The organism is Streptomyces musisoli (assembly GCF_016741855.1).
In the GTDB taxonomy this organism is placed as follows: Bacteria; Actinomycetota; Actinomycetes; order Streptomycetales; family Streptomycetaceae; genus Streptomyces; species Streptomyces musisoli.
On sequence record NZ_JAERRH010000049.1, the window covers coordinates 1 to 17,433 of the forward strand.

The 17,433-nt window shown below is 70.1% G+C and carries 18 protein-coding genes and 2 pseudogenes; 10 read left to right on the forward strand and 10 right to left on the reverse strand.

Annotated features, from left to right (window positions below; all coding sequences use genetic code 11):
* Positions 1 to 160: 160 nt before the first annotated feature.
* Both JK361_RS39775 and JK361_RS39780 read right to left on the reverse strand, forming a co-directional pair.
* Positions 161 to 2,428, reverse strand: coding sequence for a fibronectin type III domain-containing protein (locus JK361_RS39775; protein ID WP_201827937.1), 2,268 nt, complete (start codon positions 2,426 to 2,428; stop codon positions 161 to 163).
* Positions 2,429 to 2,684: 256 nt separating this feature from the next.
* Positions 2,685 to 3,137 carry an Lrp/AsnC family transcriptional regulator gene (locus JK361_RS39780; protein ID WP_201827939.1) on the reverse strand — a complete coding sequence of 151 codons (453 nt, stop codon included), beginning with the start codon at positions 3,135 to 3,137 and terminating at the stop codon, positions 2,685 to 2,687.
* A gap of 97 nt (positions 3,138 to 3,234) precedes the next feature.
* On the opposite strand from JK361_RS39780, the gene JK361_RS39785 reads away from it, so the two are divergent.
* Entirely contained in the window at positions 3,235 to 4,194 is a 960-nt protein-coding gene (locus tag JK361_RS39785; RefSeq protein ID WP_201827943.1) for an SMP-30/gluconolactonase/LRE family protein, read from the forward strand.
* A 335-nt stretch (positions 4,195 to 4,529) separates the two neighbouring features.
* On the opposite strand, the gene JK361_RS39790 is transcribed toward JK361_RS39785, so the two are convergent.
* Positions 4,530 to 5,435: an oxidoreductase gene (locus JK361_RS39790; protein WP_201827946.1), complete on the reverse strand. Its 906-nt coding sequence runs from the start codon at positions 5,433 to 5,435 to the stop codon at positions 4,530 to 4,532.
* 384 nt (positions 5,436 to 5,819) lie between these two features.
* Between JK361_RS39790 and JK361_RS39795 the strand changes: the two genes are divergently transcribed.
* Entirely contained in the window at positions 5,820 to 6,152 is a 333-nt protein-coding gene (locus tag JK361_RS39795) for a nuclear transport factor 2 family protein (RefSeq protein ID WP_236054644.1), read from the forward strand.
* Positions 6,153 to 6,241: 89 nt separating this feature from the next.
* Here the strand turns inward: JK361_RS39795 and JK361_RS39800 are convergent, their stop codons facing one another.
* Positions 6,242 to 7,459: a cytochrome P450 gene (locus JK361_RS39800; RefSeq protein WP_201827952.1), complete on the reverse strand. Its 1,218-nt coding sequence runs from the start codon at positions 7,457 to 7,459 to the stop codon at positions 6,242 to 6,244.
* A 293-nt stretch (positions 7,460 to 7,752) separates the two neighbouring features.
* Positions 7,753 to 8,079 (reverse strand): annotated as a pseudogene (locus JK361_RS39805) (plasmid stabilization protein).
* 353 nt (positions 8,080 to 8,432) lie between these two features.
* Here JK361_RS39805 and JK361_RS39810 point away from each other — a divergent pair.
* The 4 genes from JK361_RS39810 to JK361_RS39825 all read left to right on the forward strand — a co-directional run bounded on the left by JK361_RS39810 (position 8,433) and on the right by JK361_RS39825 (position 10,935).
* Positions 8,433 to 9,038: a flavodoxin family protein gene (locus JK361_RS39810; protein ID WP_201827955.1), complete on the forward strand. Its 606-nt coding sequence runs from the start codon at positions 8,433 to 8,435 to the stop codon at positions 9,036 to 9,038.
* A 26-nt stretch (positions 9,039 to 9,064) separates the two neighbouring features.
* Positions 9,065 to 9,874: an SDR family NAD(P)-dependent oxidoreductase gene (locus JK361_RS39815; RefSeq protein ID WP_201827958.1), complete on the forward strand. Its 810-nt coding sequence runs from the start codon at positions 9,065 to 9,067 to the stop codon at positions 9,872 to 9,874.
* Between the two features lie 357 nt (positions 9,875 to 10,231).
* Entirely contained in the window at positions 10,232 to 10,459 is a 228-nt protein-coding gene (locus tag JK361_RS39820; RefSeq protein ID WP_201827961.1) for a DUF5133 domain-containing protein, read from the forward strand.
* Positions 10,460 to 10,482: 23 nt separating this feature from the next.
* Positions 10,483 to 10,935: a DUF6098 family protein gene (locus JK361_RS39825; RefSeq protein WP_201827964.1), complete on the forward strand. Its 453-nt coding sequence runs from the start codon at positions 10,483 to 10,485 to the stop codon at positions 10,933 to 10,935.
* An 85-nt stretch (positions 10,936 to 11,020) separates the two neighbouring features.
* Here the strand turns inward: JK361_RS39825 and JK361_RS39830 are convergent, their stop codons facing one another.
* Together JK361_RS39830 and JK361_RS39835 are read right to left on the reverse strand one after the other, a co-directional pair.
* Positions 11,021 to 11,500 carry an ATP-binding protein gene (locus JK361_RS39830; protein WP_201827966.1) on the reverse strand — a complete coding sequence of 160 codons (480 nt, stop codon included), beginning with the start codon at positions 11,498 to 11,500 and terminating at the stop codon, positions 11,021 to 11,023.
* Between the two features lie 324 nt (positions 11,501 to 11,824).
* The gene (locus JK361_RS39835) at positions 11,825 to 12,736 is read right to left on the reverse strand and encodes an SDR family oxidoreductase (protein WP_201827969.1); all 912 of its coding nucleotides are present in this window, start codon (positions 12,734 to 12,736) and stop codon (positions 11,825 to 11,827) included.
* 121 nt (positions 12,737 to 12,857) lie between these two features.
* Here JK361_RS39835 and JK361_RS39840 point away from each other — a divergent pair, with 121 nt between their 5' ends.
* From JK361_RS39840 to JK361_RS39855, 4 genes are all read left to right on the forward strand, one after another.
* A complete protein-coding gene (locus JK361_RS39840) occupies positions 12,858 to 13,427 on the forward strand; it encodes a TetR family transcriptional regulator (protein ID WP_201827971.1) in 570 nt (189 codons plus the stop codon).
* Between the two features lie 237 nt (positions 13,428 to 13,664).
* Complete coding sequence (locus tag JK361_RS39845; protein WP_201827973.1) at positions 13,665 to 14,138, forward strand: HIT family protein; 474 nt, start codon at positions 13,665 to 13,667, stop codon at positions 14,136 to 14,138.
* Positions 14,139 to 14,219: 81 nt separating this feature from the next.
* Positions 14,220 to 14,468: a DUF397 domain-containing protein gene (locus JK361_RS39850; RefSeq protein ID WP_201827976.1), complete on the forward strand. Its 249-nt coding sequence runs from the start codon at positions 14,220 to 14,222 to the stop codon at positions 14,466 to 14,468.
* A gap of 65 nt (positions 14,469 to 14,533) precedes the next feature.
* Positions 14,534 to 16,024 carry an alpha/beta hydrolase gene (locus JK361_RS39855; protein WP_201827980.1) on the forward strand — a complete coding sequence of 497 codons (1,491 nt, stop codon included), beginning with the start codon at positions 14,534 to 14,536 and terminating at the stop codon, positions 16,022 to 16,024.
* A gap of 55 nt (positions 16,025 to 16,079) precedes the next feature.
* Here the strand turns inward: JK361_RS39855 and JK361_RS39860 are convergent, their stop codons facing one another.
* The 3 genes and pseudogenes from JK361_RS39860 to JK361_RS39870 form a co-directional block, all read right to left on the reverse strand.
* On the reverse strand, positions 16,080 to 16,790 hold the full coding sequence (locus tag JK361_RS39860; RefSeq protein ID WP_236054642.1) for a peptidylprolyl isomerase: 711 nt from the start codon (positions 16,788 to 16,790) through the stop codon (positions 16,080 to 16,082).
* Between the two features lie 269 nt (positions 16,791 to 17,059).
* Positions 17,060 to 17,278 carry a hypothetical protein gene (locus JK361_RS39865; RefSeq protein WP_201827987.1) on the reverse strand — a complete coding sequence of 73 codons (219 nt, stop codon included), beginning with the start codon at positions 17,276 to 17,278 and terminating at the stop codon, positions 17,060 to 17,062.
* A 46-nt stretch (positions 17,279 to 17,324) separates the two neighbouring features.
* Positions 17,325 to 17,433 (reverse strand): annotated as a pseudogene (locus tag JK361_RS39870) (transposase); the annotation flags it as partial.

Below are 17,433 nucleotides of genomic sequence, written 5' to 3' on the forward strand. Positions count from 1 at the left end.
GCCTCTGATCACGAATACCGCTCGCCGACAGCCGATGCCGCGCGCCGGGTCACGACGGAGCCGTCGCCCTGACCGCGCTGTCGCCTTCCGACGCGAAGGCCCCCGCTGTCCGCAAGCACGGGGCGTCCGGACAGCGGGGGCCGAGGGATCGAGCGGGGCGTCAGGGCGCCATCATCGATATCCCGAACGGCGCGGCCTGCGGCGCCGATTCGGTGCCGTCGGCGGCTACGGCGGTGACGACGTAGTAGTAGTAGGCCCGCGCCAGACCGGGGTCCTTGTACGTCAGTGCCGTCACGCCCGTGGCGATGCGGTGTTCAGGGGTGAAGACGTCCGAGCCGGACGTGGACCGGTAGACGTTGAACGAGACGGTCGCACCACGGTCGCATGCTTCGACCTCCCAGTTGAGCTGGACGTAGTCCGCGCCCCTGCCGCCCCCGGTGATCCGGGGGGTGGCCGGTGCGGTCAGGACCGGGCAGGCCACGGTGGCCTCGGCCATCGGCGAGAAGTCGGACCACTGGCTGTGTGTGCTGACGGCGCGCACCACGTAGTACCAGGTCCTGCCGGCGGGGACGTTCTCGTTCGTGAACGTCGTCCCGGTGATGAGCGGGGAGACCGAGTAGGCCGCCGTCGGGTCCGTGCCGGTCGTGCGGTAGACGTAGTAGCCGGCTACATCGGTCGACGTGCTCGCGGTCCATTCCACCTTGACGTTGCCGTTGTCGGCCGTCGCGGTGACCGAGGCGGGCGCGGCCGGCTTCTCGTAGACCGGCAGGCGCTTGCCGTAGACGGTGCCGTAGCCGGGCTCGGGCATGGAGGAGACGTTGCCGGCCGCGTCGACGGCGCGGACGGTGTAGCCGAACTGCACGCCGGCCGGTGTGCTGGTGTCCAGGTACGGGGCGTCCCTGACGACGGCGACCTGCTCCCACGCGCCGAACATCGGCTTGCGCATGACGAGGTAGTGGTCCGTGTCGTCGGTGTTGGGCGTCCAGACCAGGTGCACGCCGTCTGTGCCGTCCCAGGCGTCCAGGCCGTACGGCATGTGTGGCGGGGTGACGTCTCCGGTGCGGGTGGCCGAGGCCGTCGCTGACGGGTTCGACTCCGTGCCGAGAGTCGTGACCGTCCTGACCTGGTAGTAGCGCACCTCGCCGACGGGCGCCGCGTAGTCGTCGTAGCCGGGGCCGGTGACCGGCGTCTTGGTCAACCGGGTCCACGGACCGGAGGCCGACTCGGCGGCATAGACGTGGAACCGGTGGGACGCGTCACCGTCGTACCGCCAGCCGACGGTGTTGCGGTCGACCCAGCCGTTCGCGGAGACGGTCGTCGGCGGCAGCGGCTTGGCGTCGGTGGCGTCGAGCTGGATGGGCGCGGAGTACGCGGAGGCGTTGCCCGCGCTGTCCTTGGCCCGCGCGCGGTAGTAGTAGGTCGTGCCCACGGCGGCGGAGGGGTCGGTCAGGGCGGCGCTCTGCGTGGGGGTGCCGATGGTGGCGAACGGCCCCTCGGGCGCGACGGCCCGCTGCACCTCGTAGGAGCTCGCCCCGCTCACCGGGGACCAGGAGAGCCGGGCGCCGGCAGACGGGTCGTACGTGGCCGTGAGCCCGGTGGGCACGGCGGGGGCCGTCCTGTCGGCGCTGACGGCGCTCGTCACCTCGGACAGCGCGGAGACGTTGCCGCAGCGGTCGACGGCGCGGAGGGCGTACTCGTAGGTGGCGCCGGTGGGCGGGGGCGCGTCGGTGAAGGTGGTGCCCGTGATCAGGGTGGGGTTGCGCAGGCTCCAGCCGTTGGTGCCGGCGATGCGGCGGTAGACGCGGTAGCCGGCCAGGTCCATCTCGTAGTTGCGGGACCAGGTCAGGGTGGTCTTCAGGGTGGCCGCCGAGTAGCCGGACTTCACGCCGGTCGGGGCCAGGGGGGCGGTCTTGTCGTACGTGGCGCTGATGACCGGCTTGTAGGAGAAGGAGATGTTGGCGGTGCCGGTGAAGGCGGCGAAGTCCACCCGCAGGGTGTGGGTCCCGCGCGGGATGGTGAGGCGGGCGGTCTTGCGCTGGGTCGAGCTGACGTTGCGCCACAGGTCGATCTTGCGGTCGCCGTCGAGGTAGACGCGGGCGCCGTCCTGGACGGCGACGCTCAGGTCGAAGGGGCCGCCGGAGCCGAAGTTGCGGGTGGTGGTCCAGCGGACGCCGAAGTAGTCGCTCGGCAGGGTCACGCCGGAGGGGTCGCCGTAGCCGTAGTTCTCGCCGATGGCGGTATCGCAGACGGTGGCCTTCGCAGTGCCGGAGAGGGTGGTGTTGGCGTAGTACTGGGCCTTCCACACGCCGGCCGAGCAGGTCACGGCCGCATGCGCCGTCGCGGGGAACGCGAGCCCGGCCAGGGCTGTGGCCAGGGAGATTACGGCCGCACCACCTGTACGGCGCGCCGCGCCGAGGGTTATTCGCATCTACGGATGCTCACATTTCCGATGGGGAGATGAGGACAAGGCGTGTATGCCGTCGCAATAGTGGCATTGAAAGATCACTTGCGACAGGTGATTTGGTGTCCGGCCGCTGCTTGCGGGTTCGGGCGAGAGTGCTGTTGACGGCAGTGAAGAGCCGCTCGAGCGGCTCAGGGCATCTCCGCCGCGCATCTTCGCGGCAGTCAGGCCTCATCCCGCTGGACCGCGTTGTCGGCGCCGACCGGCCACGGCTCGCCTGGCCTCACGTCCCATCGAGGGTCTGCGGGGAGACCGGCCGCTCGAAGAAGGTCTCCAGTACCACCGTCGCCTGGGTCCCGCTGACTCCGTCGATGGCGTAGATCCGGCGGAGCACGTCCTGCAGTTGCTCGGTGGTCGCGGTCCTGATCTTCACCAGCACCGAGGCGCTGCCGGCGATGATGTGCGCCTCGAGGATCTCGGGGAGCGCGGCGAAGTCGTCCGCCGAGTCGCCCATCCAGGCGGTCGAGTCGACCATCACGTAGGCCAGGACGCCGCCGCCCACCGCTGCCGGGTCCACTTCGGCCGTGGTGCGCCGGATGATGCCGCGCTCCCGCAGCTTGCGCACGCGCTCATGAGCCGCACCGGCGGACAGGCCCACGGCCTGACCCAGCGCGGCGTAGGACTGGGTGGCGTCCTGCTGAAGCTGTGCCAGCAGGGCACGATCAATGTGATCCACAGCTCTCCATTCGGAATATCCTTGCGCTGACCATACTCCATCTTGCAATCTCGCCGTACAGCCGAAGGAAGTTCGGCGCCTCTGTGGGAGGGGATTCATGACCAGCGAGCGCCCTGCGTTGTACGAGATGTTCGACGACCGGTTCCGTACCGGGCGGTGCATGAACGGCGATGACGGCTTGGAGGTGCTGTACACCGGTTGCCGCTGGGCCGAGGGGCCGATCTACCTTCCTGCCTGGAGGCAGGTGATCTGGAGCGACATCCCCAATGACCGGATGCTGCGCTGGGACGAGGAGACCGGTGCCGTCAGCGTCTTCCGCCGCTGTGCCGGGCACACCAACGGCAACACCCTCGACCGCCAGGGACGGTTGATCACCTGCGAGCAGGGCAACCGCAGGGTGACACGAACCGAGCATGACGGCACTGTCACCGTGCTGGCCGATCGCTGGCGGGGCAAGCGGCTGAACAGCCCGAACGACGCAGCGGTGAAGTCGGACGGCTCCATCTGGTTCTCCGACCCGGACTTCGGCATCACCAGCGACTACGAGGGATACCGCGCCGAGAGCGAGATCGGCGCCAACAACGTCTACCGCATCGACCCAGACACCGGTGAAGTACGCCTGGTCGCCGACTGCTTCGCGGCGCCGAACGGCCTGGTCTTCTCGGCCGACGAGCGAGCGCTCTTTGTCTCCGACACCCGCGCCGGATGCATCCGGGTCTTCGACGTACGGGACGACGGCACACTCTCCGACGGCAAGGTCTTCGCCGACGCCGCACGTCGCGAGAACGCCCGCTTCGACAACCTCCGCTTCGACGACGGCGGCCGGCTGTGGGCGGCCGCGATGGACGACGGGGTGCACTGCTACGACCCCGACGGCACGCTGATCGGGCGGCTCGACATTCCCGAGACGGTGGCCAACATCTCCTGGGGCGGCGCCAAGCGCAACCGCCTCTTCATCACCGCGGAGACCAGCCTCTACTCGGTGGTCATGGGCGTTACGGGCACACACCCCACCGGCCCGGGACGCCGCCCCTGGCCGGCCCCCCAGCCCCTGTGACCGCCGTCTCTCCCGCCTGAAGTGATGCTCAGGCATCAGCACCTCGCGCCGTGACCTGCCAGCGGTCGACCCCCTCGCGGTCCTGGACGACCAGCAGCTCATTTGCGAGATTCACCGGCGTGCGGATGTGTTGGGGACGAAAGCGACCACCGACCCGAGCCGCGGTCCCGTCACACCTTCCGGCAGCCGGACAACGGCGTGGTGCTCCCGGCGCGTCAGGCTGTGGTTCACGGAACCGCGGCCAGAGCCCTGAAGGCGACCAGGGGTGATCCTCGCCGCACTCGGTCGGGTCTTCAACGCAGTAGGGAAGTCCACCGGCCATCGCGGGGAAAGGCTCAGGCGGTGCCCTCGCCGGGCTGAGCGAGGAGGGCCAACTCCTCCTCGGTCAGGCGCAGGGCTCCTGCAGCGATGTTCTCCGCTAGGTGCGCCGGGTTTCTGGTGCCGGGAATGGCCAGCACATGCGGACCGCGGTGCAGGGTCCAGGCGAGCCGCACCTGGGCCGGCGTCGCATGGTGTGCGCGGGCGACCAACTGGACGCGTGCGTCCCGCTCCTGGCCTGCGGCTGCCTCGCGCCGCAAGCCGGAGACCGCGAAGAACGGGACGAAGGCGATGCCCTGCTCTCCGCACAGGTCCACCAGCCCACTCTCGTCGGCGCGGCGCCAGTCCAGACCGTAGGAGTTCTGCACGCAGACCACCGGCGCGATCGCTTGGGCCTCGGCCACGTGCTCGGGCAGGACAGCGGATAGCCCGAGGTGCCGGATCAGCCCTGCATCGCGCAGCTCGGCGAGGGCGCCGAAGTGCTCGGCTATCGAGGCTGTGCGGGGGCCGGCGGCACGCAGGTTCACCACGTCGAGGCAGTCCCGACCGAGCTGGCGCAGGTTTTCCTCGACCTGGCCACGCAACTGGTCGGGGCGGACGGTACCGAGCCACTCGCCGGAGGGATGGCGTGCCGGGCCGACCTTGGTCACCACGACCACGTCGCCGTGCCAGGACGAGAGGGCGCGGTTGATGATCTCGTTCGCGGACCGCAGCGGTGAGAAGTAGAAGGCAGCCGTGTCGATGTGGTCGACGCCCTGCTCGAACGCGCTGTGCAGCAGGTCGACGGCGGCTTCGCGGTCGATCGGCTGGCCGTCGGAGTTCCCCATCATGCCGTTGCCCGTCAGCCGCATCGCGCCGTAGCCGATGCGGTTCACCTCCAGGTCCCCGAGCTTCCAGGTCCCTGCTGTCGCCGCTGCGTTCACCGTGCTCCTTCACCCGTCGGCTCGTCAGGTCCTGGAGTATGGGGCCGTCCAGGTGCGCTGCGAAAGGTCAGCGGGCTGGGCGAAACATCACGTCTTCGCCCGGAACCAACCATCCACGCATGGCCGTTGTACTTGATGACGGAGCACCGGTTCGGATGCGGATCCGGCCGTCCAGTCGTTGCCGGCCGGCACGTTGTCGACAGTGGCAGCGTTGCTCGGGCTGGGTGGCGGTCATCAGCGTGTGGTGTCGGCTGTTGCGCCGCTTGTCGCGCGTTCGGCGACTTCGGCGGTGGTTGCGGTGAGCCCGGTGGGTGGGGCGATGATGCAGAGGTGCGTGCTGAAGCGAATGAGGTGGAAGAGGCGATCAGAGGCGAGCTGCGGCTCATGGATCCCGGTGTGCGAATGTCACGGGCGGAGGCCAGGCAGCTGTTGGACCCGGAGTTCGTGGAGGTCGGCGCATCGGGCCGGCGGTGGTCGTACGAGGAGATGCTGGCCGAGTTGCCGGATATGGCCGGCAACTCGGAGGAGAGCCCTCGCTACGTGCCCTCAGGCATGACGGGTGTCGTGCTGGCTCCCGGTGTGGTGCACCTGACGTACGAGACCGTGATCGAGGGACGGCGGGCGCGCCGCAGTTCGCTGTGGCGCAGGTCGGGCGAGGGGACGGGCTGGCGGATGTACTACCACCAGGCCACGCCCGTTCCGTCCCGGGGCGAGTGACGGTGCGGGTCACCAGTGACGACACGTGGACAGCTACCGGTTCGACCGTCAGGTCGGCGATGTCGTGGCCGTGCCGTGCGGGCCGCGCTTCACCGCACGCGGGTCATGACGAACCCGCTGCGCGGCGCTGTGGGGATGCGCTTGAGGGGGATGCTGAGGTCCTGCGCGGGAACGTCGTAGCGCAGCGCGGCCAGGCGGGGGGCAAGGGTTTCGAGGACTGTCAGGGTGACGTCCTCGCCGGGGCAGCGGTGGTGGGCCGCGGGGTCGCCTCCTCCTTGCGGTACGAGGGTGTCGCGGTCGGGCTCGCGGCCCAGGAAGCGGCCGGGGTCGAAGGTGTACGGCTCAGGCCACAGATGCGGGTCGTGGTTTTGCCCGTAGAGGTCGAGGAGGACCATGCTGCCCTCGGGAATGTCCTGGCCGTCCCAGTGCAGGTCGGCCGCGGCGAGACCGCCGACGAACGGCGCGAAGGGATAGAACCGGCGGATCTCGTGGGCGAAGGCGCGGGCAAAGGGGACGTCACCGTCGGCGAGCTGTTTGCGGTGCTCGGGCCACCGGTGCAGGGCGTGCGCGGCGAAGGTCAGAAACCAGGCGACCGCCACGGTCGGCCGGATCACGTTCAAGACCTCGACCGCTGCTGTATGCGGATCAAGGAGGCGGCCGTCGGCGCCGCGGTGGTCCGCCACCGTCTTCAGGACCGAACCGTCGGGAGCCGATTGCGTTCCGCTGCGGATCGCCACGACGAGCCCGGCGATCCGGGCCTCCTGACGGGTGCGGGCACGGCGGGCCCGTACCTGGCGGGGTCCGGCCGAGGCGAAGCCGTCGACCATGGCGACGAGGTCGCGGGCAGTCTCCTCGGCGGCTCCGTCGGCGAGCGGGATCCCGGACCAGTCACAGATCGCGCGGGTGAGGAGAAGGCTCGCCTCCTCGAAAAGGACAACCTGGTCGCGGTGCGTCCACCGCTCACGGGCACGCTCCCACTGAGTATCGAGGTGTCCTGCCAGGGAGTGGAGGCCGCCGCGGTCCTTGAGCAGAGCGATGAACAGGTCCTTGCGTACCCGGTGGTCGGGGCCGTCGAGGGTGTGCACGGCTCCACGCCCGAACAGGGTGTCAAGGACAGGCGCGGGCAGGGCCTCGTGGCGGTGAATGTGGCCCTCGTCGTAGAAGAAGCGCACCGCTTCCGGACCGTGGATGGCCACGGTCTCCTTGCCCATGAGACGGGTGCGCACCGGTTTCCCGCCGCTACGGCGGCGGCGGTCGGGCAGCCATGCGTATCCGGTCGTCATCAAGGCCAGGGTGCTGTCGATCACGTGAGTCTCCGTTCACGGTCAGCCGGGCGAGATCAGGGCCGGCGCCTCGAGGTTTCTTCCTGCGCGTCCTGGTCCAGGTCAGCGCATCCGCCGCTTCACCGTCCCGCCCTGGTGTTCTCCGTCGCCCATCACACTCCCTCCACCGCGTGGAGCAGCCGGCCGACGACGGTCCTGGGGCCCTCGTAGCCGGCGGGCTGGTGGGGCCGGGCGATTCATCGCTCTGCCTTTAGTACTGCCTGCCGTTGCGCCGACTGGGTGGCGGAACGGTTGTCCTGTCTCTTGCAGGATCGGAGTCAGCGGCCGAGTGCCTGGGCCAGTTCGTTCTTGTTCATCGACGAACGTCCTTCGATGCCACGTTTCCTGGCCTCCGCCTACAGCTGGTCCTTCGTCGGCCCCTGGGCACCGCTGTGGGAACGCTCGCCGCCCCGGCGGGAGGCGGACTTCTTGTCCTGCGTCGACGTCTTGCTCGCCGTCTTCGACTCGCCGGCACGGGCGCGTTCCTTGTTCACCGTGCGTGCCGCGATCTCCTTGGCGCGCCCCTTGGAGCTGCCACGCTTCTCGGCGCTGTCCTTGATGTGCTCGTACTGACGCTCACGTTTCGCATTCGAGCCCTGCGGCATGACGCTCTCCTCCCAACCGGTGCGTCCGCACCCGCTTCGAGACGACCTTCGCGTACCCCTCGGCTGGGGCTTCTCACTCGCAACCGGATCGATCCCATCTCACGCGGTCCGCTACGGGGTGCGCGAGCAGACGGCGACCGAACGGACGAGCAAGCCGGACATGCGCACAGGGTGCGGACCACCGGAAAGACCGCCGGCCGGCCACGCGGGCAGACGCCGGCCGCCTTGCCGCGCCGGGGCGCGACGTGAGGCCGGTGATGGCCGAAGGGCTGCGGGGACGCGTCCACCGCCGTCTGGACGACATGCGCCCGATGCACTGTTCAAAGCACGCGGGGAGGGGAACCCCGGGGCTCATGCGCGCACTTGTCGTCAACTGCACCCTGAAGCCGTCTCCGCAGACCTCCAACACGGAGGCTCTCGCCGACATCGTCATCAGCGCCCTCAAGGGCCACAGCGTGGAGGTGGACACCGTGCGCGCTGTGGATCTGAACATCAGGCCCGGGGTGGAGACGGACATGGGTGAGGGTGATGAGTGGCCCGCCGTGCACGAGAAGGTGCTGTCGTCGGAAATCCTGATCATCGCCTCGCCCACGTGGCTCGGCCGACCGTCGTCGGTCGCCCAGCGTGTGCTCGAGCGTCTGGACGCGATGCTCAGCGAGACCGACCACGACGACCGCCCAGTCGCCTACAACCGGGTGGCCGGTGTGCTGGTCACCGGCAACGAGGACGGCGCTCACCACGTCATCAGCGAGATCAGCGGCGCCCTCGCGGACATCGGGTTCACCATCCCCGGTCAGGCGTGGACGTACTGGCATCTCGGCCCCGGCCCCGGCCCCGACTACCTCGACGACGACCGCGGTCACGAATGGGCGGCCTCCACCGGCCGGGCCATGGCCTCCAACCTCGTCCACGCCGCACGCGCACTGGCCGAGAACCCTCTGCCCGCCCCGCCGTCCTGAATCGAACACACGGAAGAGAACGTGCCATGAACGATGCCAAGCCCCTCGCCCTCGTCACCGGCGCTTCCAGCGGCATCGGACTCGAACTGGCCAAACAGCTGGCCGAGCGCGGCTACGACCTCGTCATCAACGCCGAGGACGACACCCGCCTGCTGCACGCGGCCGTGCCGGTCCGGGCGGCCGGCGCGCGGGTGGACGTGATCCAGGCCGACCTGCGTCAGTACGACCAGACCGAGCACCTCGTCGACACCATCGAAGCCCTCGGGCGGCCGCTGGACGTCGCGGTGCTGAACGCCGGCGTCGGCAGGGGCGGCGCGTTCGTTGATATCGATCTGGCGGACGACCTGGAGGTCATCGACCTGAACGTCAGGTCGACCGTGCACCTGGCCAAACGTGTCGTCCGCGACATGGCCGCCCGCAATGAGGGTCACATCCTGGTGACCTCGTCCATCGCCTCGACCATGCCCGGCTCCTTCCAGGCCGTCTACAACGCGTCCAAGTCGTTCCTGCAGTCCTTCGTGCAAGCTCTGCAGAACGAGCTCAAGGACAGCGGCGTCACCCTGACCTCGCTGATGCCCGGCCCGACCGAGACCGACTTCTTCCACCGCGCGGACATGGACGACACCAAGGTCGGCCGGCAGGACAAGGACGACCCCGCGCAGGTCGCCCGGCAAGGCCTCGACGCGCTGCTCGCCGGCAAGGACAAGGTCGTCGCAGGCTCCGCCAAGACCAAAGCTCAGGAGATGGCGAACAAGATCCTGCCCGACAAGGTCAAAGCCGAGGCCCACCGCAAGATGGCCGAACCCGGATCGGCAGAGGGCGAGAACACCGACTGAACGGGACACGGCTCCGACGGTCACCGCAGGCCGAACCTGCACGGGGAGCCGAACCTGCACGGGGAGCCGAACCAGCCTCACGCAGCGCGCGAGGAGAAATGCGATCACAAGGCCACCGCCACCGGCCTGTGCGGCTCCGACCCGCACCCGTACGAGATCTTCGGCCCCGTTCCTGGGAGAGGCGGCAGCCTGCCACAAGCCCATGGACATCCCTGCGCCCCGCCCCAGCCTCCGTCTGCGCCCGCTCCGGCCTTCCTGTCGGCGCGCTGCTGATCGTGGTGGAGAAGAGATTGATGATGCGGGCCTTGGGCACACGGGCCGGTGTATTAAGCAAATAGCGGCGCTGAGGGGCTCCCGATGCTCATGGCACACCCGGCTGTACTGAAGAATCTGATCGCACAGTACGAGACGCTGCGTGCTCTCCACGCGGAGGAAGGCACCGAGGACGTACGGCAGCGGATGAACGACGTCGCCTACACCCTGTGCGTGTCGACCGGCACCCGCAACGTCGACACCGCCCTCGTCGCCGCCCGCTACCAACTGCCCGGCGCTCGTCTTGAGGACGACTCCGTGCTCACCGCCTGACCTCTCCCCACCGCAGCGCCGCCATGAGTACTGTCGCCCACCTGCCGACTTTCACGAGCCTCAGCGAGCTGACCCGGCTCGTCACCCGCCGCCGCCTCCTCTACGTGCGCTGGTCCCGCGGCCCCGAGCGCGACCTCAGGGCCGTCAGCAGCACCGACGATCTGACCGGTGTGAGGCTGCCGGGACTGTCGGCAAGTTCCCTGGACATCGAGGACTGGTGGGGCGAGCGGCCGGCGGACATCTGGGTGGCCCGCAGGCTGTACGACTACTGCCACCTTCCCCGCGTCAAAGATGAACGGACGCGGCCGTGGATTCTGCACGGCCGCGAGGCGGCCCGCGGACCGGACAACGAACCCTTGGTACGGGAAATCGAACCCATCGGCTGGATAGCCGACCGCGTCATCACCGAGGCAACACGCATCGTGACCGCCCAGCCCGGCAGGTGGGGCCCCCTCGACCGCGGCCCGACCGGCTGAGGGGCACGGCATCCGCCTGCCCGACGCGTCTTGCCACGCATCTGCTCCAGTGGCCTCCCCGGCCCAGCCGCTGCCCTCCAGACGCCTACCGGGGCGGGCGTCCGGTCACAGCGCCGCCGGGGTCGTCGATGAGGGCGATGCGTGCAGTGATGCGTTTGCCGACCGGTTCGCGCTGCACTTCGAAGCCCTGGACGACGGCCATCACGATCTCCAGGCCGTGCTGCCCGACCCGGCCGGCGTCCGCAGCCCGGGCGATGGGCATCTCCGTATTGGAGTCCCACACCGCCACCTCGACCATGTCGCCGAGGATCCGCAGATCCAGCAGCACCGGGCCGGGAGCGTACTTGCGGACGTTGGTCACCAGCTCGCTGACCACCAGCCGGGTCAGATCGATGGCGCGCTGCGAGACGAGCCGGCCGTGCTCGGACCGGGCGCGAGTGAGGAAACCGGCGGCCAAGTGCCGCGCCTGAGCGATGTCGCCGCCGCCCCCGTCCAGGGCCACCGAGGTCTGCAGCGTCCGCTCGTGGGGGGCGATGCCGTCCTCGCCCACGGGCAGTGACTCCATCGCGGCCGCCTTCACTGTGCATTCACCTCGCGTGCGCTTACCCCGTCGTTACCAGGTGACGCCTGGTACCCCGGCGTCGGTTGCGTCACACAAGGGGATCACCCGTCCTCTGCGCACAGGCGTGAATTGCGAGGCAGGGTGCTTCTGCCCTGCGGGGCCGAGAAGCCGGTCCCGCAGGGTTCCCCGAATCCATCCCGGCCCGAGGAACCCGATCGGCCCACCGAGACGAACGCGTGTGAGCCGCCGGCGGCCGGCTGCGCCTCGCCGACTTCCCCGGCTCCCCAGGGCCCGGCAAGACAGCGCGTCCGCGTCGACCGACGGTGGTCAGGAGGCCGGCGCGGTCAGGTAGTCGCCGTGTTCAAGGTCTTCGAGCAGGGTCGCACGGGTGGGTGACCAGCCGAGGAGCTGTCGGGTGCCGGCACTGGTGACAGGTGCGTCGAAGCCGTAGACCTTGGCCATGAACGGGCTGACGTAGTGTCCGGCGGCCTCGTCCGGGGTCAGCGAGACCGCGGGCAGCCCGAGACCCTCGGCGATCGTCTCGGCGATGCTCTTCATGGTGACGCCGCTTTCGGCGACTGCGTGCAGCACGCTGCCCGCGGGGGCCTTCTCCAGGGCGAGCCGAAACAGGGTCGCCGCGTCGAGCCGATGGACCGCGGGCCACCGGTTGCCGCCGTCGCCGACGTAGGCGGAGACGCCGGTCTTCCGGGCGGTGGCGATGAGCATGGGGATGAAGCCGTGGTCTTGAGGACCGTGGACGGTGGGAGCGAGCCGGATCACGCTCGCGCGTACCCCTTTGGTGGCGAAGTCCAGGCATGCTCGCTCGCCCGCGATACGGAAGGCGGCGATCCCGGCCGTGTCCGGCTCGTCCTTCTCGGTGCTCACCCGGCCGGCGGGCATGACCAGCGTGCCCGAGGTGATGACCAGCGGTTTGCCCGACTGTTCCAGCGGCTGGCCGAGCGTCCGGATCGCGGTCCGGTCCCGTCTCATCATGTCGTCAAGGTCGGAGAAGTCGCCGCCGTAGGCCATGTGCAAAACGCCGTCGGCGGCTTCGGCGCCACTGCGCAGGCTGTCGAGGTCGTCCAGGGACCCGCGGTGGGGTGTGGCGCCCAGGGCCGCGAGCCGGGCGGCTGCGGCGTCCGATCGCGCGAGTCCGGTGACGGTGTGGCCGGCCGCGATGAGTTCGGCGACGACGGCCGGCCCGGTCTGGCCGGAGCCGCCGGTGACAAAGACATGCATGAACACGCACTCCCGTAATGTCAGTGACCGGCACTACTTAATGCCAGTCACTGACGTTAAGTAGCGTCAGTGACTGACGTCAAGTAGCGCCAGTCACTGACACATGGGCTATGCTCGGAGCGTGCCACGGAGCGGAGCAGAAGCGCGCCGCCGCCTTCAGCAGGCGGCGTTGGAGCTGTACCAAGAACGCGGGTTCGACCAGACGACCACAGCCGAGATCGCCGCCCGCGCCGGCGTCAACGAGCGCACCTTCTTCCGGCACTTCCCCGACAAACGCGAAGTCCTCTTCGACGGCGAAGCCGACCTGCGCGCCGCCCTGATGCACGAGGTGGCCGAAGCACCCGAGGGTCTCGCGCCGCTCGATGTACTCCTTCACGCCTTTCGCAAAGCCGGACGGATCCTCGAGGAGAACCGTCCGTTCTCCGAACCACGACTGGCGGTCATCGCGGTCACACCGGCACTCCGCGAACGCGACCTGGCCAAGGCCGCCTCGCTCACCGAAGCCGTAGCCGAAGCCCTACGCCGGCGCGGTGTCGAGGACCGGCTGGCCGGCCTGGCCGCTCAAACCGGCTGGGCCGCCTTCCACCACGCGGCCCAAGCCTGGATCGACACCCCCTCGCAAAACCTGGACGCGCACCTCCTCCACGCCTTCGACGACCTGCACACCCTCGCCGCAGCCTCCAACCGGTAGAGGCGCACCCCGAGTTGAGAACGCCCGCAGCCGCCGAACGGCCGCGGCACCGCCGACCGAACGGCCGGGAGCCGGGTGCCGGCGTCCGGGGGCGCCTTTCCGGCAATTGGTTCACCGAGGGCCGGTCTTGCGCTCTGGACCCAGTGGCCCGACTTTCGCCGCCGCCGACGCGGGCCCCGCTCTCGTCGGCGGGCCCGGGGGACTTGGGAGCGGGTCGGCTGTGGATAGGCTCAGGCCATGACCAGTGGCTGGCGCATAGACCGGATCGGGGCTGCTCTGCGGGGAGAGAATCCGACCGTGCTGCGGCGACTTGGGGCTGGCTTCGCGGTGATCGGCGACGTCCAGTTCCTGCCCGGGTACTCGGTTCTCCTGGCGGACGAGCCGGGTGCTCGACGACTGTCTGACCTGCCCAAGGGGAAGCGGCTGCCGTTTCTGTCCGACATGGACCGACTCGGGGAATCAGTCGAACGGGCCTGCCGGCGGCTGGACCCCGGGTTCCGCCGGATCAACCTGGAGATCCTCGGCAACACGGACCCTTTCTTGCATGCCCATGTCTGGCCGCGGTTCGAGTGGGAGCCGGCCGAGCTGGTGAGCAAGCCGGTGTGGCTGTACCCGCCTGAGCGGTGGAGTGACGAGCGGTTCAGGCTCGGCCCGCAGCACGATGCGCTGCGGGACGCGATCGGCAGCGAACTGGACCAGCTGATGGCCTGACGGGTCCGGTGATCGATGACGGGAGTCGCCCCGGATCGCCGAAGGGCGCCGCCGCCACTCGGCGGCCGAGGACTTCAGACGATGCGTGAGTACGACCTGAGCGGCGCCCGGCGGCGCAGGAGCACCCGACGCAACGGTGACGGCGGCAACTGCGTCGAGGTCGCCGACAAAGCCCCCGGCGTCGTTCCCGTCCGGGACAGCGAGGTGGCCGACGGGACCGTGGCCCTCGCCGGGGCCGTGGTCCTCGCCGGGGCCGTGGTCCTCGCCGGGCCCGTGGTTCGCGTCGGGGCCGCCGCCTGGGTGGTGGTCGTCAGGGGGACGGTGGGGTAAACCCCAAGGCGTTTCAGGTTGTTGCCCGGATGGGGCGGGCCCCTGAGATCCGCGAGGCTCGTCGTATGACGCAGCGCACGCGCACCATCCGCAACGTCGCCATCGTCGGCGTCTCCACCGCCCTTCTGGCCGTCACCGCGCCCGTGACCGCCTCCGTGGCCGCGAGTCCCTCCGAGGGCCTCGCCTGGACCGCCTGCGAGGGCTCCGGCATCGACCCCCGTCAGCAGTGTGCCACCCTCCGGGTCCCCATGGACTACGCCGACCCCGGCAGTCCCCGCATCGACATCGCCGTCTCGCGCATCCCGAGCGAGAATCCCGGGGCCCGGCGCGGCACCCTGCTGCTGATCCCCGGCGGGCCGGGCGGCTCCAGCCTGAACGACCCCTCGGGGAAGGGGCAGAAGCTCCCCCAGGACGTCCGGGACGCCTACGACCTGGTCGGCTTCGCCCCCCGCGGGCTCGCCCCGTCCACACCCGTCGACTGCGGGCTGGACCACGGCGACCTCGCCACCTCCAAGCTCCGGCCCTGGCCCGCCGCCGACGGCTCGGTGGACGGGAACATGGCCACCGCCCGCCGCATGGCCGACGCCTGTGCCGCGAACGGCGGCGAACTGATCCGGCACCTCAGCACCGCCAACGAGGCCCGCGACATGGACCGCCTCCGCGCCGCGCTCGGCGAGCGCAGGCTCTCCGCGTGGGGCGTGTCGTACGGGACGTACGTCGGAGCCGTGTACGCGCAGCTGTTCCCGCACCGCACCGACCGCATCGTGCTGGACAGCAACGACAACCCCGACCCCACCCGCGTCGCCCGGGCCTGGCTGGCCGGGCACGAGCAGGGCGTGGAGGACACCTTCCCCGACTTCGCCGCGTGGGCGTCGAAGCCGGACAACCCGGACCGCGTCGCGAGCAGGGCCGCCGACGTCCGGCCGCTGTTCCTGCGGCTGGCCGCCCGGCTCGACCGGGAACCCCTCCCCTGGCCCGGCGCCAACCCGGAGGAGCTGAACGGCAACGTCCTGCGCCAGACCATGCTGGACAGCCTCTACTCCCCCAGCCGCTATCCCACGCTCGCCAAGCTGATGCGGGCCGCGCGGCAGGGCACCGTGCCGCCCGCGCCCGCGGCGCCGCCCGAGGCCGTCCTCCAGAACGTCGCCGCCGTCGGCGCCGGCACGCTGTGCAACGACATCGCGTGGCCCACGTCCAAGGCCGTGTACGAGAAGGACGTCGCCGAGAGCCGCGCCAAGTACCCGCTCACCGCCGGCATGCCCCGCAACGCGATGCCGTGCGCCGCCTGGCCGTATCCGCCGCGTGAAGCGCCGGTGCGGATCACCGGCCGGGGGCCGTCCAACGTCCTGCTCGTCCAGAACGAGCGGGACGTCGCGACCCCGCTCGGCGGCGCCCGAAAGCTCCGGGAGGCGTTCGGCCGGCGCGCGGTCATGGTGACGGTGAACTCCACCGGGCATGACGCCTACCTCGCCAACGGCAACGCCTGCGGCGACCGCACGGTCTCCCGCTTCCTGGCGACCGGGCAGCGGCCGGGCACGGACACCTACTGCGCCTGACGGCGCCCGGCGTCACCAGCCCGACTCGGGGGCCACGACGGCGCGCCGGAATTCGTCAAGGCCGGCAGGACGGTCGGACGCCGAGCAGCTCGGTCCGCAGCACGGGCGTGCCGTCGACAGGCGCCGGTTCCTGCGCGGTCGGTTCGATACCGCCGGCAGCGACCTTGTCGAGCGTCTCCAGGCCGGCGGCACCGACCGTGCCGAACACCGTGTAGTTCGGTCGCAGCGCGGAGTCGCCGTAGACGACGAAGAACTGCGAACCGTTCGTGTTCGGCCCGGCGTTGGCCATCGCCAGCAAGCCGCGCCCGTAAAGGCGACGGACGCCGGTCGGATCGCTCGGCGCCGGCGGCAGGTCCACCGGCAGCTCGTCCTTGTACTTGTAGCCCGGCCCGCCTTCGCCGGTGCCGGTCGGGTCGCCACACTGCAGGACCTTCAGCGTCGGATACGCCGTCAGCCGGTGGCACACCGTACGGTCGTAGAACCGGTGCTGCGCCAGATGCACGAAGCTCTGGACCGTACACGGTGCCTTCGCCCGGTCCAGACGCAGCGGGAGCGGGCCCTGGCTGGTCCGGACAGCCACATCGACCGTGCCGTGACCGGGGGTGCGCCGTGGATCGGGTGGCAGGGGAACCGGCCGCGCCGCGGGCTCGTCCGGGGTCTGGGTGTACTGGCAAGGACCGTGCGTGGTTCGCGGCGGGACATCGGAAGCGGAGGCGGTGGTGCTGCCCGCGGACACGACCAACGCTGCCGCCGCCCATGCGGTCATGAGAGCTCGGTTCATCCTGCACACCCTCCAAAAGATCGTCAGGTCTCGGAGCGGTCGCAGTCTAGGGCGCGGCCTGGCAGGCGAGAACCCGCCTGCAAGCCACATCGGGCCGTCGTGAGGACTGCGGCTCGGGCCGTCGTGAGGACTGCGGCTCGGGCCGTCGTGAGGACTGCGGCTCGGGCCGTCGTGAGGACTGCGGCTCGGGCCAAGTGGACGGGTCCTGCAAGCGGACGGAGCGGACCGGCCGCCACACGGCGGCCGGGCGGGAGTCAGCGCACCTCGCCCGGCCGTGGCAGGGTCAGCTTCAGCGGGCCGCAGCCGAGGCGGGCGGCCTCGGCCTCGACGTAGCGGGGGAAGAGGGTGCGCAGGTCCGCGCTCATCTCGCCCTCGTTGATCCGTACGAGGAACACCGTCTCACCGGCCTGACAACGGGTGCGGAAGACACCGAGGTTGGGGCCGAGGCCGCCGTAGCCGACGGCAGAGCGCACCCGGTCGCCCTCGTACAGCGCCGTTCACCCGCCAGTAGTGTCGGACCAGCTCCGGATACTCCTGGCGGAGCCTGCGGGAACTGACGCCCTTGAGGCTGTTGACCAGCTTGGACAGGGCAACTTTCGGCGGGAAGTTCACGAGCAGGTGGACGTGG

What these genes read in the sequence shown, in the direction of transcription:
- JK361_RS39830 (WP_201827966.1), bottom strand. Translation starts at nt 11,500, where the DNA reads ATGGAGTCACTGCCCGTGGGCGAGGACGGCATCGCCCCCCACGAGCGG.
- JK361_RS39855 (WP_201827980.1), top strand. Translation starts at nt 14,534, where the DNA reads ATGACGCAGCGCACGCGCACCATCCGCAACGTCGCCATCGTCGGCGTC.
- JK361_RS39825 (WP_201827964.1), top strand. Translation starts at nt 10,483, where the DNA reads ATGAGTACTGTCGCCCACCTGCCGACTTTCACGAGCCTCAGCGAGCTG.
- JK361_RS39795 (WP_236054644.1), top strand. Translation starts at nt 5,820, where the DNA reads ATGGATCCCGGTGTGCGAATGTCACGGGCGGAGGCCAGGCAGCTGTTG.
- JK361_RS39835 (WP_201827969.1), bottom strand. Translation starts at nt 12,736, where the DNA reads ATGCATGTCTTTGTCACCGGCGGCTCCGGCCAGACCGGGCCGGCCGTC.
- JK361_RS39815 (WP_201827958.1), top strand. Translation starts at nt 9,065, where the DNA reads ATGAACGATGCCAAGCCCCTCGCCCTCGTCACCGGCGCTTCCAGCGGC.
- JK361_RS39850 (WP_201827976.1), top strand. Translation starts at nt 14,220, where the DNA reads ATGCGTGAGTACGACCTGAGCGGCGCCCGGCGGCGCAGGAGCACCCGA.
- JK361_RS39785 (WP_201827943.1), top strand. Translation starts at nt 3,235, where the DNA reads ATGACCAGCGAGCGCCCTGCGTTGTACGAGATGTTCGACGACCGGTTC.
- JK361_RS39775 (WP_201827937.1), bottom strand. Translation starts at nt 2,428, where the DNA reads ATGCGAATAACCCTCGGCGCGGCGCGCCGTACAGGTGGTGCGGCCGTA.
- JK361_RS39820 (WP_201827961.1), top strand. Translation starts at nt 10,232, where the DNA reads ATGCTCATGGCACACCCGGCTGTACTGAAGAATCTGATCGCACAGTAC.
- JK361_RS39810 (WP_201827955.1), top strand. Translation starts at nt 8,433, where the DNA reads ATGCGCGCACTTGTCGTCAACTGCACCCTGAAGCCGTCTCCGCAGACC.
- JK361_RS39860 (WP_236054642.1), bottom strand. Translation starts at nt 16,790, where the DNA reads ATGACCGCATGGGCGGCGGCAGCGTTGGTCGTGTCCGCGGGCAGCACC.
- JK361_RS39845 (WP_201827973.1), top strand. Translation starts at nt 13,665, where the DNA reads ATGACCAGTGGCTGGCGCATAGACCGGATCGGGGCTGCTCTGCGGGGA.